This window comes from Agromyces badenianii (assembly GCF_003070885.1).
Classification (GTDB): Bacteria; Actinomycetota; Actinomycetes; order Actinomycetales; family Microbacteriaceae; genus Agromyces; species Agromyces badenianii.
This window is the reverse complement of the sequence record NZ_CP028913.1, coordinates 511,981-528,098: the sequence shown is the minus strand read 5'-3', so window position 1 is coordinate 528,098 and position 16,118 is coordinate 511,981. Positions and strand designations below refer to the sequence as shown.

The window sequence follows — 16,118 nt, the reverse complement described above, 5'->3', positions numbered from 1 at the left end:
GCGAAGTGCTGACCGACACCGCACGCGAGTTCCTCTCGGAATACCATCTCGCGACGCTCTCGACCCTCGACCGGCACGGGCGCATCCACTCGGTGCCGGTCGGCATCACCTACCTCGACGAGGTGGTACGCATCATCGGCAGCGGCGGCTCCCAGAAGTTCGTCAACGCCGAGCGCAGCGGCCGAGCCAGCGTCAACACCGTCGACGGGCGGCGCTGGACAGCTTCGAAGGCCCGGCCCGCGTTCGCACCGACCCCGAGTCGGTCGCCCTCGCCGTCGCGCTCTATGCCGCCCGCTACCGGCAACCGCGCGTGAATCCGCAGCGGGTCGTGCTCGAACTCACGGTCGAGCGCGTGCTGGGCTCGGCCGGCATGCGCACGAGCGAGGGCTGACTGCGGCATCCGGAGTCTCTCGTGGTCGGCCCGGGCCCGCGCCGTTCTCGCAGCTCGATAGTCTGTGCATCGTTCGCCCCACCACTCAAGGAGACTCTGTGAGCATTCAACGCGTCGCGCCCGGCCCCCGCATGAGCCAGGCTGTCGTTCACGGCAACACGGTGTACCTCGCCGGCCAGGTCGCCCAGGGCGCCTCGATCGCCGAGCAGAGCCGTGCCGCCCTGCAGCGCATCGACGAACTGCTCGCGAGCGTCGGCAGCGACAAGTCCAAGCTGCTCAGCGTCACCATCTACCTGGCCGACATGGCGACCTTCGCCGAGATGAACTCGGTGTGGGACGCCTGGGTCGACGGCGCCAACCCGCCCGCCCGAGCGACGGTCGAGGCGAAGCTCGCCACCCCCGACTACCTCGTGGAGTTCTCTGCGATCGCTGCGATCTGATCGGCCTCGATCTGCGGGCGACCTGCAAGCGGATCCCGCCCATCCCGGTGGAGACCGCGGCGCCCACGGGCGGTCTGCAACCGACTGACCTCGTGCCTCGTCGGGTATTCATCGCTGCGTGGCGCTCGAGGTCGATCGCCCTCCCTGTCGGTAGTGCGGCATAGGCTCACACCGTGCCGACACTCGACGACCTGCGCCGCACCGCGATCGGGCTGCCCGGCAGCGAGGAGCGCGCGACGACGGGCGGCGCCGCCTGGTTCGTGCGCGGCAAGCTGTACGCGTGGGAGTGCCATCCCTGGCCGAGCATCCCCGCAGACATGCGCGAGATCATCGCGGCCGAGCTCGTCGTCGGAGTGAAGGTCGCCGAACCGCTGGACGCACTCGCCCTCGTTGAAATGGGGCCCGACATCTTCCTCCGCACCACGACCACCTGGGGCGAGCCGAAGGTGGCATTCCGCATGGCGGGCATCGACGATGACCATCTCGCCGAGCTCGTGTCAGAGGCGTGGCGCCTACAGGCGCCGAAGTATCTCCGACGCGAGCTCGACGACGTCGGCGCCTAGAGGATCGCTCGTCACCGACGCACTCGCGCGGCTAGTCTTGCCGTCATGTCGGAGCATTCCGCGGATCTTGATCCTCGCCGCGCCGGACCAGGCGACGCCGAAACCGTGGCGCGCTTGTTGCACGACTTCAACACCGAATTCGACACCCCCACACCCGGTACGGCGATTCTGACCCGACGGCTGCAGTCACTGCTCGCCGAACCCAGCACGATCGCATACCTTGCCGGCCGGCCAGCGGCGGGAGTCGCGCTCGTGACCCTGCGGAGCAACGTCTGGTACGACGGCCCGGTGGCCCTCCTCGACGAACTCTATGTCGCGCCGGATCGCCGGGGCGACGGCCTGGGTACGGCGATGATCCATCTGCTGATCGCAGACGCCGAGGAGCAAGGCATCTCGGCGATCGAGATCAACGTCGACGCGGAAGACGTCGATGCGCAGCGTTTCTACGAGCGTCACGGGTTCAACGGCGTCGACCCCGACACCGGCGAGCGCGCGTTCTACTACTCGCTCGAACTGTAGCCACGACGAAATCCTGGTGTCGTTGCGGTACCTGCGACCGTGTCAGCCCCGCGGCGTCCACCCCGACGGCAGAGGGCCATCGATCGCCGCGCGTTCGACGTCCGCCGCCGCAGACCAGCCCTGCGCGGCATCCGTCGCTTCGAAGCCGCCGCGGGCGACGCGGAAACCGACATCCTCGTGGTGCATGCGCGGCGCACCGCCCCGACGCACCGACGCCCGCACGCTCCATGCATCGTCGGCGAATCCGCCGCCCCGGAACACACGGTACGCGTCGTAGCGAGCCGGGTCGAGCAGGTCCCAGCACCACTCCCACACGTTGCCGAGGGTGTCGAACAGCCCGTTGAGGTTCGGATGCTTCCCGCCGACGTCTTGCGGCGAGGTCACACCGTCGGCGCTCGTCCAGGCGACTTCGTCGAGCGGGCCGTAGTGCGGGCGCGTCGACCCGGCGCGGCAGGCGAACTCCCACTCGGCCTCGGTCGGCAGGCGGTACCCGTCGGAATCGACGTGCCAGGTGACGTCTTCACCGTCGTACGTGTAGGCGGGCTCGAGCCCCTCCCACTCGGATGCCGCATTGCAGAACCGGATCGCCCGCAGCCAGCTCACCTCGGTCGCCGGGCGCCGCGGATGCCTCGCCGTCTCGCCGAGCAGTTCGGCGAGCTGCTCCTGCGTCACCGGGTACACCCCGATCTCGAACGGCTCGAGCTCCACGCTCCAGCGCACCTTGCGGCGGGCGTCGTGCAGGGCGACGGTGCCGCCGTCGATGCTCGCCATCTCGATGTCCGTCACCGAGGCAGTCTCGCACGCTCCGGCTGCGTCGTCAGTCGTGTGTCGTGTCATGCCCCCACGGTTCGACCAGGCCTTCGTGGGCCCACCGTTCGACGATGCGCAGAGCCCGCGCCGCGTCGGCACCCTCCAGCCGCTCGAGCAACGGACGCACCACATCGGCGACGAGCGGATCGACGAGTTCTCGCACCCCCGCCGATCGAAGCAACTGCTCGAGACGCGTGAAGTCGCCGACGAGCAGCGTCGGCACCTGCCCCTGGAGGAGCACGACCGCGGCGCGCCGGCGCTCGTACACCGGCTCGGACCACAGCTCCGACGCGAGCGCGGTGACCTCGTCATGCGTCAGTTCCGGATGCCGCCGGCGGGCGTCGCGCACAACGCCCCGCACTGCACCGATCGATGCACCGTAGAACCGCAGTCCGCCACCGATCCGCCCTGCATCCGCGCTCGCGCGCTCCTCCGCGCCCTCAGCCCGGAGGGTGCGGTCGATGAACTCTGCGGCGGGCATGGTCACCCTGAAATGCTCCCCCATATGATGGCCGGATGCCTCTCTTCGACCATCTCGGCATCAGCGTCGACGACCTGCCTCGCTCGATCGCACAGTTCGATCCGGTGATGCAGGCGCTCTGCTGCACGCGGCTCGATGCCGACAACTCAGTGTCATGGCACAAGGGTGATGAGGAGCTGATCCTCTTCCCCGCCCGCGAATCGGACAGCGGACCGCACCGGCACGGCCGGGTCGGATGGCAGCACCTCGCCTTCGCCGTCGAGTCACGTGAGGATGTCGATCGCCTGCACGCGATCGCACTCGACGCCGGCTGGACGGCCGTGCGCGACCCGAAGGTGTTCGCGAGGTTCAGCGACCGCTACTACGCGTCGTTCGTCGAAGACGACAACGGCATCCGCATCGAGTTCATGTTCAACCCGCCGAAGGAACCGCTCGCAGGCTGACCCCGTCGTCGTCCCGCAACACGTAGTTCTGCTCGCGACTTCGTTCCGCTACGCTCATACTTGGCATGAAGCGCTGCTTTGCGGCTTGGCTACAGGTTCTTCGCTTCCTGTTCGAGCTGACGTCGCCTTGGCTGTGGAGTAGGTGGAACACCTCCGGTGCAGCACCAATCTATGCGCCATGACGCTTCGTTCTCCTAGCGGCCCGCCGTGCGCGAAGGTGACATCGTACGATGCCGGATATTTCCGACCGCCACTGCCGACTCGGCCCGCTCTCATTGCTTTGGTGCAGCCTGGCGCAACGCTTATTTGCCGCGTCGGAGCTTCCAGATCGGCCAAGTCTGCACCGCTTCCAGCTTCGTCGCTGCCATCTGACCAACGAGATAGTCGGCTTCATCGTTTTCGCCGAGAAGCAGCGCGCACGAAAGCTCAGCTTCCTCCGCCATCGGATCCACCCGCCTCGACATCTGGCTTTTCAGGGCTCGAATCGAGTTTCGGTCCGTAGGCGTCAGCTCATGCCTCCGCAATAGGATCTGCCACCTATTGATCAGATGTGCGGGCTTCTCTCCAACGTGGAATATGACCCATTCGTTTACCAGGTCAGCGGCGCGCAGGAACTCATCGCGACGAGGTTCAGAGGCATCCGCAGCCAGTATCAATGCGAGCACGCGTTGATTCGCTAGCCCCATCGTCGGCTCTAGATCCGCAATCGCCTCATACGCGTCGAGGATTGAATCGAGGTGGAGGTTCAAGAGGATCGGGAGGTATTCCGCCTCGACAGTGTCGTAGGCGGTGACCGGAAAGGCACTGCTCTCGTCACCGCTGTCGGCGCTCCAACGGAACATATGCGGTGCCTCGGGGTCGAATGGGTCGACGTATCGCCACATGTTCGGCTTGCTTCCAGGCACCGTCAAGATCATGAGCGCCCAGCGACCGACAGTAAGAACGCTTCGAGAGACTTCTCCGTCATCGCTGCGTATCTCCTCTCCCCCCACGAAGGAGCGATGTAAGGCCTGAAGATTGATGATCTGCTCATTCTGGAGCTCGTCGAGGTCCACGAGACTGCCGTCGACGCCTAGTCGCTCGAACAACTCGCTCAGCTGCGAAAGGGACGCGAGGTGCCCTCGGAACTCGTCGATTTCGCGGCGCCTATCGGTCGCCCCCCGCCCGAGCGGGGTGACTTCACCATTGATTTCTATCGCTCCACTTTCGACGAGACCAATGAGGAATTCTGCGGCCTTGAGGCGAGCAGCAAAGTTGCTGTGCGCCACGAAGCTCACATTCCACAACCTCTTTTGATCGGCATCAGTCATAACGAGAGTGAGACACTCGCCGAGGCGAACCTCAACCGTCAATGCGTCGATTCGGCGCACGGTTGCCCGTTCGAACGTCACGCCGCCGGCGCCTATCCTTACGTCCAGCGTTTGCTCGGTGTATTGCTGGGGAATGATGTGAAGCACGCCCCCGAGCTGCACCGCCATCCCGCCCTCGGTGGTCATCTCCAGCGCGTAGTCAACCTCGCCGGGCGTGAGAACAATCGGTTCATCAAAGTTCAGGTCAGCTGCCGAGTACAACGTAAGGCTCTTCATCTTGTCGAAGAGGGAAGGTTCGAATCCCAGTGACAGGCTCTGATTCTTCGTCTTGAGCGCGACGCCAACGATCCTCTCGATCTCGCGTGGATCATTGTTGAGCTTCTTGAACAAGACTGAAATCGTCTTCTGATCTGCGGGTACTTGCCCGAGATAGTGCTCGATGGTGAACGGTGACAGGAGTGCGTAGTAAGGAGCACAGCGGCCTTGCTTGCTGACAGCGACGTAGATGTACAGCACGCCCGAGTCGTTCTGGAAGGCGAGCAAGTCAGTTCGGGAAATGCTGAACGTCTGCTCGAGTGGCTGTTTTCCGGAGCGGGTGCGACCTTTGACCTGCACTGAAACTCGGCCAATCCAATCCGTCTTCTTCTGGCCCGCCCCGTTGTAGACGTCGATATGACCATCTGTGAACGGTGTCTTGTCGTTCGAGGCAAGGAACGGTTTCAGATGGGGGCAGCGCCCGACCATGCCTTGTATTTTGGCCACCGCCAATGCTTCGACGTCCACACCATTCATCCTCGCAGGGCTCTCCGGCGGTTCACTCTCGCCTCGCTGATACCCCATCCGTCCGAATTCGCTCGTGTCAAATCGCTATGCGGGGCTCGCCTCATTGCCCAGTCCACGTATGCTCTCCGTGGGCGCCACCGCCGATTCCCTCCGGTATCGCGGAGGTGATCCAGAGCCACGAGTGTCCTTGACCTCATGTGTCGGCGGAGGCGCCTGGGCATCGTCATCGCGCTCCTGATGAATCGGGTGCGGCTGTGGCGCGGCGAGTGCCTGTACGCGCCCGCCGGGCTGCTTCACGCTTAGCTACGCGGGGTCGGCATCGAGCTGATGACCGCGAGCGACAATGTGGTCCGCGGCGGGATGCCCCACAAGCAAGTCGACGTTGAGGAGCTCACCTCACTGCTTACCCGTCGGCAGTATTCGGTACGTTCGATCTGTGGCTCTCGCGAGAGAGCCTGACTACGTCATTGCAGTAGCGCGCCATGGCGATGAACAGGTCGAGCTGTCGATTCGCCATCCGATCGTCATCTCTATCGATCGGAACGAGCAACTCGGCGGGCAGAGCTCTCCCTTCCTTCGCGAGCCTCGCCCTTTCCGATTCGATACGTTGCTCAAGCTCCTCCCGCTTTGCAGCAAGGGTCTCCCGCGAACCGATCAACCTCTCGAGACTGAGGGCTAGCGGTTCTTCAGGAAACTCGAACTCTTGCGGCATCGTCGCTCGTTCAGTCGCTGTCACCCTCGCGGTCAGAGCTCGTGCCAAGGCATGGATGGACTCGGCAAATCTGACTCTTGGATTGGTGCTATCGGGCAGCTGCAGTTCTTCTGCTGAAAGCAATGGGAAGTCCGTTGGGTCCAACGGAACGCCGCGTTGGCCGTTCGGCAGAACCGCGAATGGGATCACCTTTGGTGCAAAGAGTCGCTCGCAAAGAACCAGCTTTTGGCACAGATCGCGGTTCTGCTGAGTGTCCAACGATGCGTCCGCAACTGAATGAGTCAGTCGATTACGGATCTTCCGGATCGTTTGAAGATCTCCGTGTTCATCGCGGGAGATAAGCCCCATCGCGAATACGGCAGCAATGCGAGCAGAAAACGTCGAGAATGCGCCGCTGCCGCCAAAGAGTTGACTAGTGTCCGAACGATCCAGTATGCGAGCGCGGAGAAGCTGCTCAAGGAGGAACTCAAGACCGGCCGAACCCAACACCGCGAGCCCGCGGTCACTCTGCTGTTGCAGTTCACCAGCGAGCTGATCCGGAAACGTGAACAGCTCATAGTCGCTGAAGTTGATCACGATCGACGATCTAGAAGTCCCAGTCCTCATCCTCAGTGACAACGGCCTTGCCGATCACATACGACGAACCCGACCCCGAGAAGAAGTCGTGGTTCTCATCGGCATTGGGTGAGAGCGCCGAGAGTATCGCCGGGTTCACGTCGGTGACGGTCTTCGGGAACATCGGCTCGTAGCCGAGGTTCATGAGGGCCTTGTTGGCGTTGTAGTGCAGGAACTTCTTGACGTCTTCGGTCAGGCCGACGCCGTCGTAGAGGTCTTGCGTGTACTGCACCTCGTTGTCGTAGAGCTCGTAGAGCAGCGAGAACGTGTAGTCCTTCAGGTCGTCGCGCTCGGCCTGCGACAGCCCTTCGAGCCCCTTCTGGAACTTGTAGCCGATGTAGTACCCGTGCACGGCCTCGTCGCGGATGATGAGGCGGATCATGTCAGCGGTGTTGGTGAGCTTCGCCCGCGACGACCAGTACATCGGCAGGTAGAAGCCCGAGTAGAAGAGGAACGACTCGAGCAGCGTCGAAGCGACCTTGCGCTTCAGCGGCGAGTCGCCCTGGTAGTACTCCATGACGATCGCGGCCTTCTTCTGAAGGTTCTCGTTCTCGACCGACCAGCGGAAGGCATCGTCGATGTCCTTCGTCGAGCACAGCGTCGAGAAGATCGACGAGTAGCTCTTCGCGTGCACCGACTCCATGAACGCGATGTTCGTGTAGACGGCCTCTTCGTGCGGGGTGATCGCGTCGGGAATCAGCGAGACCGCACCCACCGTGCCCTGGATCGTGTCGAGCAGCGTGAGGCCGGTGAACACGCGCATCGTCAGCGTCTGCTCTTCGGGCGTCAGCGTGTTCCACGACTGGATGTCGTTCGACAGCGGCACCTTCTCGGGCAGCCAGAAGTTGTTGACCAGACGGTTCCAGACCTCGAGGTCCTTCTCGTCTTGGATCTTGTTCCAGTTGATCGCGTTGACGTGGCTGACCAGCTTCAGCTTGCCGCCCGTGTGCGCGGGGTCGTTCTGAGCCGAGTTCACAGGATCGGTGAGAGTCATATCATCCTCAATGTTCATGAGTCAGTGATTTAGCGACGCTACGCTGCCTCGCGTCGAAATTCCGGTGGTTCGAGGCTGTCTCGGAGTCGACGACGCGTGAACTCATCGAGTTCATAATGCCAACCCCGGGGACATCCGTATTCAGGGGTGATCTCTTCCTCACAGTCCTTGTTGGAACACTTGGCCATGGCAACTCCTTCGCAGGTGGGCTTCGGAGTTCCAAGTCTATCAGCTTTCTCTCAGGAAACACCCAGCTCGCTCACAGCGCGCACGAGACGCACATTTCCAGCTCCGTGCCCTCGAGGGCCATCTGACGCAAACGGATGTAGTAGATCGTCTTGATCCCCTTCTTCCATGCGTAGATCTGCGCCTTGTTGATGTCGCGCGTCGTCGCCGTGTCCTTGAAGAACAGCGTGAGCGAGAGGCCCTGGTCGACGTGCTGCGTCGCCGCGGCATAGGTGTCGATGACCTTCTCGTAGCCGATCTCGTAGGCGTCTTGGTAGTACTCGAGGTTGTCGTTCGTCATGAACGCGGCCGGGTAGTAGACGCGACCGAGCTTGCCCTCTTTGCGGATCTCGATCTTCGACGCGATCGGGTGAATCGAGGCCGTCGAGTTGTTGATGTACGAGATCGAGCCAGTCGGCGGCACGGCCTGCAGGTTCTGGTTGTAGATGCCGTGCTCCTGGATGGAGGCCTTCAGGGCCTTCCAGTCCTCCTGCGTCGGGATGTGCACGTTGGAGTCGGCGAAGAGCTGCGTGACCTTCGCGGTCGCGGGCACCCACGCGGCATCCGTGTACTTGTCGAAGAACTCACCAGAGGCGTACTTCGAGTCTTCAAAGCCGACGAAAGTCTCGCCGCGCTCCTTGGCGATGGCGTTCGACGCGCGCAGCGCGTGGAACAGCACCGTGTAGAAGTAGATGTTCGTGAAGTCGATGCCCTCTTCGCTGCCGTAGAAGATGCGCTCACGGGCGAGGTAGCCGTGCAGGTTCATCTGGCCGAGGCCGATGGCGTGCGACTTGTCGTTGCCGTCTTCGATCGAACGCACCGAGCTGATGTGGCTCATGTTCGACACTGCGGTGAGGCCGCGGATGGCGGTGTCGACGGTCTTGCCGAAGTCGGGCGAGTCCATCGTGAGCGCGATGTTCAGCGAGCCGAGGTTGCACGAGATGTCCTTGCCGATCTCGTTGTACGACAGGTCTTCGTTGTAGGTCGTGGGGGTGTTGACCTGCAGGATCTCGGAGCACAGGTTCGACATGTTGATGCGGCCCTTGATGGGGTTCGCCTTGTTCACCGTGTCTTCGAACACGATGTAGGGGTAGCCGCTCTCGAACTGGATCTCGGCGAGGGTCTGGAAGAACTCGCGCGCGTTGATCTTCGTCTTCTTGATGCGGGGGTCGTCGACCATCTCGCGGTACTTCTCGGTGACCGAGATGTCGCCGAACGGCTTGCCGTAGACGCGCTCGACGTCGTACGGCGAGAAGAGGTACATGTCTTCGCCGTTCTTGGCGAGCTCGAAGGTGATGTCGGGCACGACGACGCCGAGCGAGAGCGTCTTGATGCGGATCTTCTCGTCGGCGTTCTCGCGCTTGGTGTCGAGGAACCGCATGATGTCGGGGTGGTGCGCGTTGAGGTACACCGCGCCGGCGCCCTGGCGGGCACCGAGCTGGTTGGCGTAGCTGAAGGAGTCTTCGAGGAGCTTCATCACAGGGATGATGCCGCTCGACTGGTTCTCGATCTGCTTGATCGGGGCGCCGGCCTCGCGGATGTTGCTCAGCGAGAGCGCCACGCCGCCGCCGCGCTTCGAGAGCTGCAGGGCGGAGTTGATGCCGCGCGAGATCGACTCCATGTTGTCTTCGATGCGCAGCAGGAAGCAGGAGACGAGCTCGCCGCGCTGCGCCTTGCCCGTGTTGAGGAAGGTGGGGGTGGCCGGCTGGAAGCGGCCGCCGATGATCTCTTCGACGAGGTTGACGGCGAGCTTCTCGTCGCCCTGGGCCAGGCCGAGCGCGGTCATGACCACGCGGTCTTCGAAGCGCTCGAGGTAGCGCTTGCCGTCGAAGGTCTTCAGCGTGTAGCTCGTGTAGTACTTGAACGCACCGAGGAAGGTCTCGAAGCGGAACTTCTTCGAGTACGCCAGGTCATTGAGCTTGGTGATGAACTCGAACGAGTACTGGTCGAGCACGGCCTGCTCGTAGTACTCCTTCTCGACGAGGTAGTCGAGGCGCTCTTTCAGCGAGTGGAAGAAGACGGTGTTCTGGTTGACGTGCTGCAGGAAGTACTCGCGCGCCGCCTCGCGGTCTTTGTCGAACTGGATCTCGCCGTTCTCGCCGTAGAGGTTCAGCATCGCGTTGAGCGAGTGGTAGTCCATGCCGGTCGCCGTGCGCGGTGCGTCCATGAGCGCTACGCCGTCAGTTGCTGCTGCGTTTGCCAAAATGCGTCCAATCCATCGTTGACGGCGCGAACGTCGTCGGGGGTTCCGAATACTTCGAAGCGATAGAGGTGCGGCACCCCGGTCTTGCCGGCGATGATGTCGCCGGCGAGACCGAAGGCCGTACCGAAGTTGGTGTTGCCGGCGCTGATCACGCCGCGGATGAGTGCGCGATTGCGCGGGTCGTTCAGAAAGCGGATGACCTGCTTCGGCACGGCGCCTTTGCCGTCGCCGCCGCCATAGGTCGGCACGACGAGCACATAGGGCTCGTCGACGTGCAGGGCTTCTTCACGAACGTGCAGCGGGATGCGGGCCGCAGGGCGGCCGAGCTTCTCGATGAAACGCTTCGTGTTGCCCGAAACGCTCGAGAAGTAGACCAGATTCGTCATGGTGCGTCCTTCGCGACTGCGTTCCTCACCGGTTCACTCCCCCGAGTTCACCGGCGCTCGCTATGCGAGGCGCGAGGCGAGCTCGTCGATCTTGTCGGGGCGGAACCCCGACCAGTGGCCCTCATCGGTGATGACGACGGGGGCTTGCAGGTACCCCAGTTCCTTGACCTGCGCGAGGGCACTCTCATCGACAGACAGGTCGAGCACTTCGTACTCGATGCCTTTGCTGTCGAGGGCGCGATACGTCGCGTTGCACTGCACGCAAGAAGGCTTGGTGTAGACCGTGACCGTCATTGTTTTCCCCTCGTTCTCAGGCTCTGGAGGAGCCTGTCCCCCGGTGTTGCATTTGGTTCTTCAATACTACATCTTGTGTTCGCGGAACTCGACTGCCACAACATGCTGTAGTTACATTCGTGTAGTTATCCACGGGGTTATCCACCGCTTATGAACAGCGGATGCCTCGACGACCAGCGGATTTCCGCGGCTCCGACCCGGGTTATCCACACCCGGTGACTTCGAAAACTCTTGGCCTGTGGACGGATGCCGGGCGTGTCGCGAATCGGAACCCATGGGGGCGTCTCGCCCGGCCGACCCCTACATATGGTGTTGTGAGACCAACGATGCCACCACCCACCGACATTTCTGCGGCGCGACGCGCGGGGCGATCTCGGGGTCGGCCGCGGCGCCGCACTGAGACCCCCATTTCCCCTCGAGATCGCGCCGTTGTCGCGCTCCGGGCGACGGCGTAGCCTGACCCCGAGCGAGACGAAGGGAGCACCAGATGACCGAGTTCGCGACCTCAGCCGACGGCACCCGCATCGCCTACGACCGGCAGGGCTCCGGTCCGCCGGTGATCCTCGTCGACGGCGCGATGCAGTTCCGGGCCTTCGACCCGGCCACCACCGAGATGGCGAAGGAGCTCGCCGGGCACGGCTTCTCGGTCGTGCACTACGACCGGCGCGGGCGCGGCGAGAGCCCCGCCGAGGCGCCGATCACCCTCGAGCAGACGATCGACGACCTCCGCGCGCTCATCGCCGATGCCACCGAGGGCGCCGACGATGCCGTCGCCCTGTTCGGCAGCTCCTCGGGCGGAGCGATCGCACTCGCGGCCGCGGCATCCGCTCTGCCGGTCTCGAAGCTCGTGCTGTGGGAGGTGCCGCTCGACGCCGAGCTCGGCACCGACGGCGAGCAGTTCCTGGCGGGGCTGCGCGAACGCATCGCGGCCGGCGACGGCGCCGCGACCATCGAGTACTTCATGAAGGACATGCCGCCCGAGTGGCTCGCCGCCGCGAAGGCGGGCCCGAGCTGGCCGGTCATGACGGCGATGGGGCCGAGCCTCGAGCCCGACGCCGAGGCGCTCGCCTGGACCCAGAGTGCGTCGCGGGCAGCGCTCTGGGCCGGCATCATGCAGCCGACCCTCGTGCTCGTCGGCGAGCAGACGCTCGACCTCATGCGCCCGGCGGCCGACTCGCTCATCGCGAACCTGCCGCACGCCGAACTCGGCACGGTGCCGGCGCGCGATCACGCGTGGGATCCGAAGGCGATGGCCCTCACGATCGCACGGTTCCTCGTCGGCTGAGGGCGGCGCGGCTCAGCCCTTCGCGGCCTTCGCCGCCGCTTTCGCGGCCTGCTTCGTGGCGCGCACCTTGGCGAGCGACTCGGGGTCGACGATGTCGGCCACCGAGCGGAACGCGCCCTCGTCGCCGTATGCACCCGCGGCCTCGCGCCAGCCGGGCGCGGTGAGCCCGCACTGCTTGCCGAGCAGCGCGAGGAAGATCTTCGCCTTCTGGTCGCCGAAGCCGGGCAGCTTCTTCAGTCGCGCGAGCACCTCGGCGCCGTCGGGGTCCCCCTGCGTCCAGATCGCGGATGCCTCGCCGCCCCAGTCGGTGACGACGGCCTCGGCGAGCGCTTGCACGCGCCCCGCCATCGATCCGGGGAACCGGTGCACGGCCGGCGACTGCTTGAACACCTCGGCGAACGCCTCGGGGTCGTAGCCCGCGATCGTCGCCGGATCGATCGAGCCGATGCGCGAACGGATCTTCTCGGGCCCGGCGAACGCCGACTCCATGGACACCTGTTGGTCGAGGAGCATTCCCGTGAGCAGCGCGAACGCGTCGTCGCTGAGCAGCTCGTCGGCGGCCTGCTCCCCCGTGATGTGCAATGCCATGCGACCATCCTTCCACCCGGTCGAACGGATGGCACGTGGCGGGCGCGGCACCCGCGCCCCGCGGCATCCGCTCGCCATCGAATGCGGACAGTATCTGGCCGCATCGTTGTCTAGCCTCGGAGCAGGCGATTCGATGGGACGGATCGCATCGAACCCCGAGGAGTCACCATGGACTGGAAGATCGAGCTCATCTTCGTGCCCGTCACCGACGTCGACCGCGCGAAGGAGTTCTACGTCGACAAGCTCGGCTTCAACCCCGACCACGACCAGCGCGTGCACGATGGCCTGCGATTCGTGCAGCTCACTCCGCCCGGCTCGGCATGCTCCATCGCGATCGGCGAGGGCCTCGGGGGCACGATGGAGCCGGGTTCGCAGGACTCGATCCAGGTCGTCATCCCCGATGCCGACGCGGTGCTCGCCGAGCTCCGCGCGAAGGGCGTCGAGGCCGAGGGCGTCGACGAGCAGGCGTGGGGCCGCTTCGTCACCCTGAAAGACCCCGACGGCAACCGCTGGACCCTCCAGGAGCTGCCCGACTACAGCCAGCAGGCCTAGCCCGCGCCCCGCCGCGCCCGCCGCGCGCGCCGCGCCACCCGCGCCGCGCACGGCTTCGGGACCACTCATTTCGCACCGGACGCACGATATCGCGCGTCCAGTGCGAAACGAGTGGTCCTCACCGCCGCCGGGGCACGCCGAACTCGCTGAGCAACCGGTGCAGGTCACGCGGCGCCCACGCGGTCTGCCAGTCCCAGCGCACCATCCGCTCGCCCATACGGCGCAGCGCGTCTTCGCGGCGCTTCTCCTCGTAGACGACCCGCGCGGGGTCGAGGCCGCTCACCTCCAGACTGCGCAGGTACTTCATGCGCCCGTCGAACTCGCCGATGAGCCGGATGCCCCGCCAGTAGAAGTCGACGAGCGCGACCGAGCCGAGGATCCCCTCGAAGCGCGCCTGCAGCTCGGGAGACTCGAAGCCGAGCTCGTGGATGCGCACCCGGCTGACGGACTCACCAGCGCTGCCCGAGCGGTGATCGGCGAACGCGATGGCGTGCGCCGCCTTCGCGCGACCCCGGGTCGGATCGACGTGCTCGAGTTCGCACGCCAACCCGGTTCGGGTGATGCCGGGGCGTGAGAGCGCGGCATCCAGCATCGGCACCGAGTGCACGAGCGGCCGGATGATCGCCAGGTCGACGAGCGTGCGGAGGAGCGACGTGCAGACCACCCCGTCGATCGTCTCGACAGCCGGAGCCGGACCGGCTCGGTGCGTCGAGACGTGCTCGGTGCGCCGGCCACCGCCGCGACCGGGCTCCGCGACCTCGACGATGGTGGGCGCTGCGCCGAGCATCGGCAGCCGGTGCAGGGCTGCGGCGGAACGGTGCGAGACGACGAGCGGATGCCTCGCGGCCCCGGCGGTCGCGACGACGAGTCGTCGATACCGTTCATCTGCCGTGAGCTGTTGCCACTCTTCACGCAGCGCGTAGACACCCGTGCGCACTCGCACCAGCGATCCGGCGCGCTCGAGTCGCTGCACCGCCGCGGGGTGAACCCCGAGTTCGCGCAGGTCGCGCGTGCGAATGAGGCCCCCACCGATCGCGGCGGCGAGTTCGAAACGTTCGTCCATCCGGCGATGATGTCGCGGCCGACACGTCTTCGAGGTGCCGGCACCGTCGACTGTGGGCAGCGGCAGCGAGTGTCGACATGTGGAGGAGAAGCGCCCGGACCACTCTTTTCGCACCGGACACGCGACATCCCGTGTCCGGTGCGACAAGAGTGGTCCCGACCGGCGGGGCGGGGGGGGCGAGGGGCGTGCGGAGGCGGCGGGCGCGCGCGGCGGCGCGGCGTGCGGCGGGGGCGGCGGCTGGGCGTGCAGCGGGCGGGCGCGGGCGCGGCGCGCGGCGCGCACGACGAAGGCCCCCGCTCCCGGAGGAGCGAGGGCCGACGTGCGGATGGTGCGAGGCGAGACCTAGCCCGCCGCGGTCACGATCTCGAGGAGGTTCGGGTTGTTCTGGTACGCCTCAGCGGCGTTCTCCTTGGTCACGATGACCGGGTCGAGCAGGTATGCCGGAACGACCTTCACGCCGTTGTCGTACTGCTCGGTGTCGTTGACCTCGGCCTCTTCGCCCTTCTGGAGCTGCTGGATCATCTTGATCGTCTGCTCCACGAGGAGGGTCGTGTCCTTGTTGATGGTCGAGAACTGCTCGCCCGCCATGATCGACTTGACCGATTCGACCTCGGAGTCCTGACCGGTGACGGTCACCGTCGTGATGTCCTTGCCGGCCTGCTTGGTGGAGGTGATGATCGCGCGGGCGAGGTTGTCGTTCGGCGAGAGCACGCCGTCGATGTTCTTGTCGCCGTAGTTCGCGGCGAGCAGCGAGTCCATGCGGCTCTGCGCGTTCTCGGCCTCCCAGCCCTGGGTCGCGGTCTGGGCGATGTCGGTCTGGCCCGAGACGACGACGAGCGTGCCGTCATCGATCTTCGGCTGCAGGACCTCCATGGCGCCGTTGAAGAACACGGCCGAGTTGGCGTCGTCGGGCGAGCCCGAGAAGAGCTCGACGTTCCACGGGGCGCCGTGGCCCGAGCGCTGCTCGAGACCGTCGAGGAGCGCCTCACCCTGCAGCTGGCCGACCTTGAAGTTGTCGAACGCGACGTAGTAGTCAACGTTCGGCGTGTTCTCGATCAGGCGGTCGTAGGCGATGATCTTGACGCCCGCGTCGGCAGCCTGCTGGAGCTGCGTGCCGAGCTGCTTGCCGTCCTTCGCGCCGATGACGATGACCTTGGCGCCGTTGGTGACCATCGCCGAGATCTGGTTCTGCTGCTCGGCGACGGTGTTCGATGCGGGCGCGTACTGCACGTCGCCCTTGAAGCCGGCCTCGGAGAGACCCTCTTCGAACAGCGCACCGGCGAGCACCCAGTTCTCCGACGTCTTGTCGGGCAGGGCGATGCCGATCGTCGAGTCGGCCGCGAAGCCGGCGGCGCCGGACTCGCCGTCGGTGTCTCCACCGCGGTCGCCACCCGCGCAGCCCGAGAGGGCGAGTGCGGCGACCGCAGCGAGGGCGGTGGCCGCAAGAGTGATTTTCTTCAT

18 protein-coding genes are annotated in these 16,118 nt (G+C 65.1%); 7 read left to right on the top strand and 11 right to left on the bottom strand.

Annotated features, from left to right (window positions below; translation table 11 throughout):
- Nucleotides 1-5: 5 nt before the first annotated feature.
- The 4 genes from DCE93_RS02475 (at nucleotide 6) to DCE93_RS02460 (ending at nucleotide 1,913) form a co-directional block, all read left to right on the top strand.
- Nucleotides 6-314, top strand: a complete 309-nt coding sequence (locus DCE93_RS02475; RefSeq protein WP_338027590.1) for a pyridoxamine 5'-phosphate oxidase family protein — start codon at nucleotides 6-8, stop codon at nucleotides 312-314.
- Between the two features lie 175 nt (nucleotides 315-489).
- Nucleotides 490-831, top strand: a complete 342-nt coding sequence (locus DCE93_RS02470) for a RidA family protein (protein WP_108594483.1) — start codon at nucleotides 490-492, stop codon at nucleotides 829-831.
- 173 nt (nucleotides 832-1,004) lie between these two features.
- Nucleotides 1,005-1,394, top strand: a complete 390-nt coding sequence (locus DCE93_RS02465; protein WP_108594482.1) for an MmcQ/YjbR family DNA-binding protein — start codon at nucleotides 1,005-1,007, stop codon at nucleotides 1,392-1,394.
- 45 nt (nucleotides 1,395-1,439) lie between these two features.
- Nucleotides 1,440-1,913, top strand: coding sequence for a GNAT family N-acetyltransferase (locus DCE93_RS02460; protein ID WP_108594481.1), 474 nt, complete (start codon nucleotides 1,440-1,442; stop codon nucleotides 1,911-1,913).
- A 42-nt stretch (nucleotides 1,914-1,955) separates the two neighbouring features.
- On the opposite strand, the gene DCE93_RS02455 is transcribed toward DCE93_RS02460, so the two are convergent.
- Together DCE93_RS02455 and DCE93_RS02450 are read right to left on the bottom strand one after the other, a co-directional pair.
- The gene (locus DCE93_RS02455; protein WP_205647459.1) at nucleotides 1,956-2,699 is read right to left on the bottom strand and encodes a formylglycine-generating enzyme family protein; all 744 of its coding nucleotides are present in this window, start codon (nucleotides 2,697-2,699) and stop codon (nucleotides 1,956-1,958) included.
- Between the two features lie 31 nt (nucleotides 2,700-2,730).
- Complete coding sequence (locus tag DCE93_RS02450; RefSeq protein WP_108596544.1) at nucleotides 2,731-3,204, bottom strand: DNA alkylation repair protein; 474 nt, start codon at nucleotides 3,202-3,204, stop codon at nucleotides 2,731-2,733.
- 35 nt (nucleotides 3,205-3,239) lie between these two features.
- On the opposite strand from DCE93_RS02450, the gene DCE93_RS02445 reads away from it, so the two are divergent.
- Nucleotides 3,240-3,647 (top strand): VOC family protein, encoded by a 408-nt coding sequence (locus DCE93_RS02445; RefSeq protein ID WP_108594480.1) that lies wholly within the window; start codon nucleotides 3,240-3,242, stop codon nucleotides 3,645-3,647.
- Nucleotides 3,648-3,949: 302 nt separating this feature from the next.
- Here the strand turns inward: DCE93_RS02445 and DCE93_RS02440 are convergent, their stop codons facing one another.
- The 6 genes from DCE93_RS02440 to nrdH form a co-directional block, all read right to left on the bottom strand.
- Nucleotides 3,950-5,740 carry a hypothetical protein gene (locus DCE93_RS02440; protein WP_146184922.1) on the bottom strand — a complete coding sequence of 597 codons (1,791 nt, stop codon included), beginning with the start codon at nucleotides 5,738-5,740 and terminating at the stop codon, nucleotides 3,950-3,952.
- 403 nt (nucleotides 5,741-6,143) lie between these two features.
- Nucleotides 6,144-7,028 (bottom strand): hypothetical protein, encoded by an 885-nt coding sequence (locus DCE93_RS14395; protein WP_146184921.1) that lies wholly within the window; start codon nucleotides 7,026-7,028, stop codon nucleotides 6,144-6,146.
- Nucleotides 7,029-7,038: 10 nt separating this feature from the next.
- Complete coding sequence (nrdF, locus tag DCE93_RS02430; protein ID WP_074262001.1) at nucleotides 7,039-8,061, bottom strand: class 1b ribonucleoside-diphosphate reductase subunit beta; 1,023 nt, start codon at nucleotides 8,059-8,061, stop codon at nucleotides 7,039-7,041.
- Nucleotides 8,062-8,320: 259 nt separating this feature from the next.
- On the bottom strand, nucleotides 8,321-10,453 hold the full coding sequence (nrdE, locus tag DCE93_RS02425; RefSeq protein WP_108594478.1) for a class 1b ribonucleoside-diphosphate reductase subunit alpha: 2,133 nt from the start codon (nucleotides 10,451-10,453) through the stop codon (nucleotides 8,321-8,323).
- 5 nt (nucleotides 10,454-10,458) lie between these two features.
- On the bottom strand, nucleotides 10,459-10,875 hold the full coding sequence (gene nrdI / locus DCE93_RS02420) for a class Ib ribonucleoside-diphosphate reductase assembly flavoprotein NrdI (protein ID WP_108594477.1): 417 nt from the start codon (nucleotides 10,873-10,875) through the stop codon (nucleotides 10,459-10,461).
- 60 nt (nucleotides 10,876-10,935) lie between these two features.
- A complete protein-coding gene (gene nrdH, locus DCE93_RS02415; protein ID WP_056005481.1) occupies nucleotides 10,936-11,169 on the bottom strand; it encodes a glutaredoxin-like protein NrdH in 234 nt (77 codons plus the stop codon).
- 487 nt (nucleotides 11,170-11,656) lie between these two features.
- Between nrdH and DCE93_RS02410 the strand changes: the two genes are divergently transcribed.
- On the top strand, nucleotides 11,657-12,454 hold the full coding sequence (locus tag DCE93_RS02410) for an alpha/beta fold hydrolase (protein ID WP_108594476.1): 798 nt from the start codon (nucleotides 11,657-11,659) through the stop codon (nucleotides 12,452-12,454).
- A 12-nt stretch (nucleotides 12,455-12,466) separates the two neighbouring features.
- On the opposite strand, the gene DCE93_RS02405 is transcribed toward DCE93_RS02410, so the two are convergent.
- Nucleotides 12,467-13,042 carry an HhH-GPD-type base excision DNA repair protein gene (locus DCE93_RS02405; RefSeq protein ID WP_108594475.1) on the bottom strand — a complete coding sequence of 192 codons (576 nt, stop codon included), beginning with the start codon at nucleotides 13,040-13,042 and terminating at the stop codon, nucleotides 12,467-12,469.
- 168 nt (nucleotides 13,043-13,210) lie between these two features.
- Between DCE93_RS02405 and DCE93_RS02400 the strand changes: the two genes are divergently transcribed.
- Entirely contained in the window at nucleotides 13,211-13,594 is a 384-nt protein-coding gene (locus DCE93_RS02400) for a glyoxalase superfamily protein (RefSeq protein WP_108594474.1), read from the top strand.
- 118 nt (nucleotides 13,595-13,712) lie between these two features.
- Here DCE93_RS02400 and DCE93_RS02395 read toward each other — a convergent pair whose 3' ends face one another.
- Together DCE93_RS02395 and DCE93_RS02390 are read right to left on the bottom strand one after the other, a co-directional pair.
- Nucleotides 13,713-14,657, bottom strand: coding sequence for a type IV toxin-antitoxin system AbiEi family antitoxin domain-containing protein (locus DCE93_RS02395; protein WP_108594473.1), 945 nt, complete (start codon nucleotides 14,655-14,657; stop codon nucleotides 13,713-13,715).
- Nucleotides 14,658-14,999: 342 nt separating this feature from the next.
- Complete coding sequence (locus DCE93_RS02390) at nucleotides 15,000-16,118, bottom strand: substrate-binding domain-containing protein (protein WP_108594472.1); 1,119 nt, start codon at nucleotides 16,116-16,118, stop codon at nucleotides 15,000-15,002.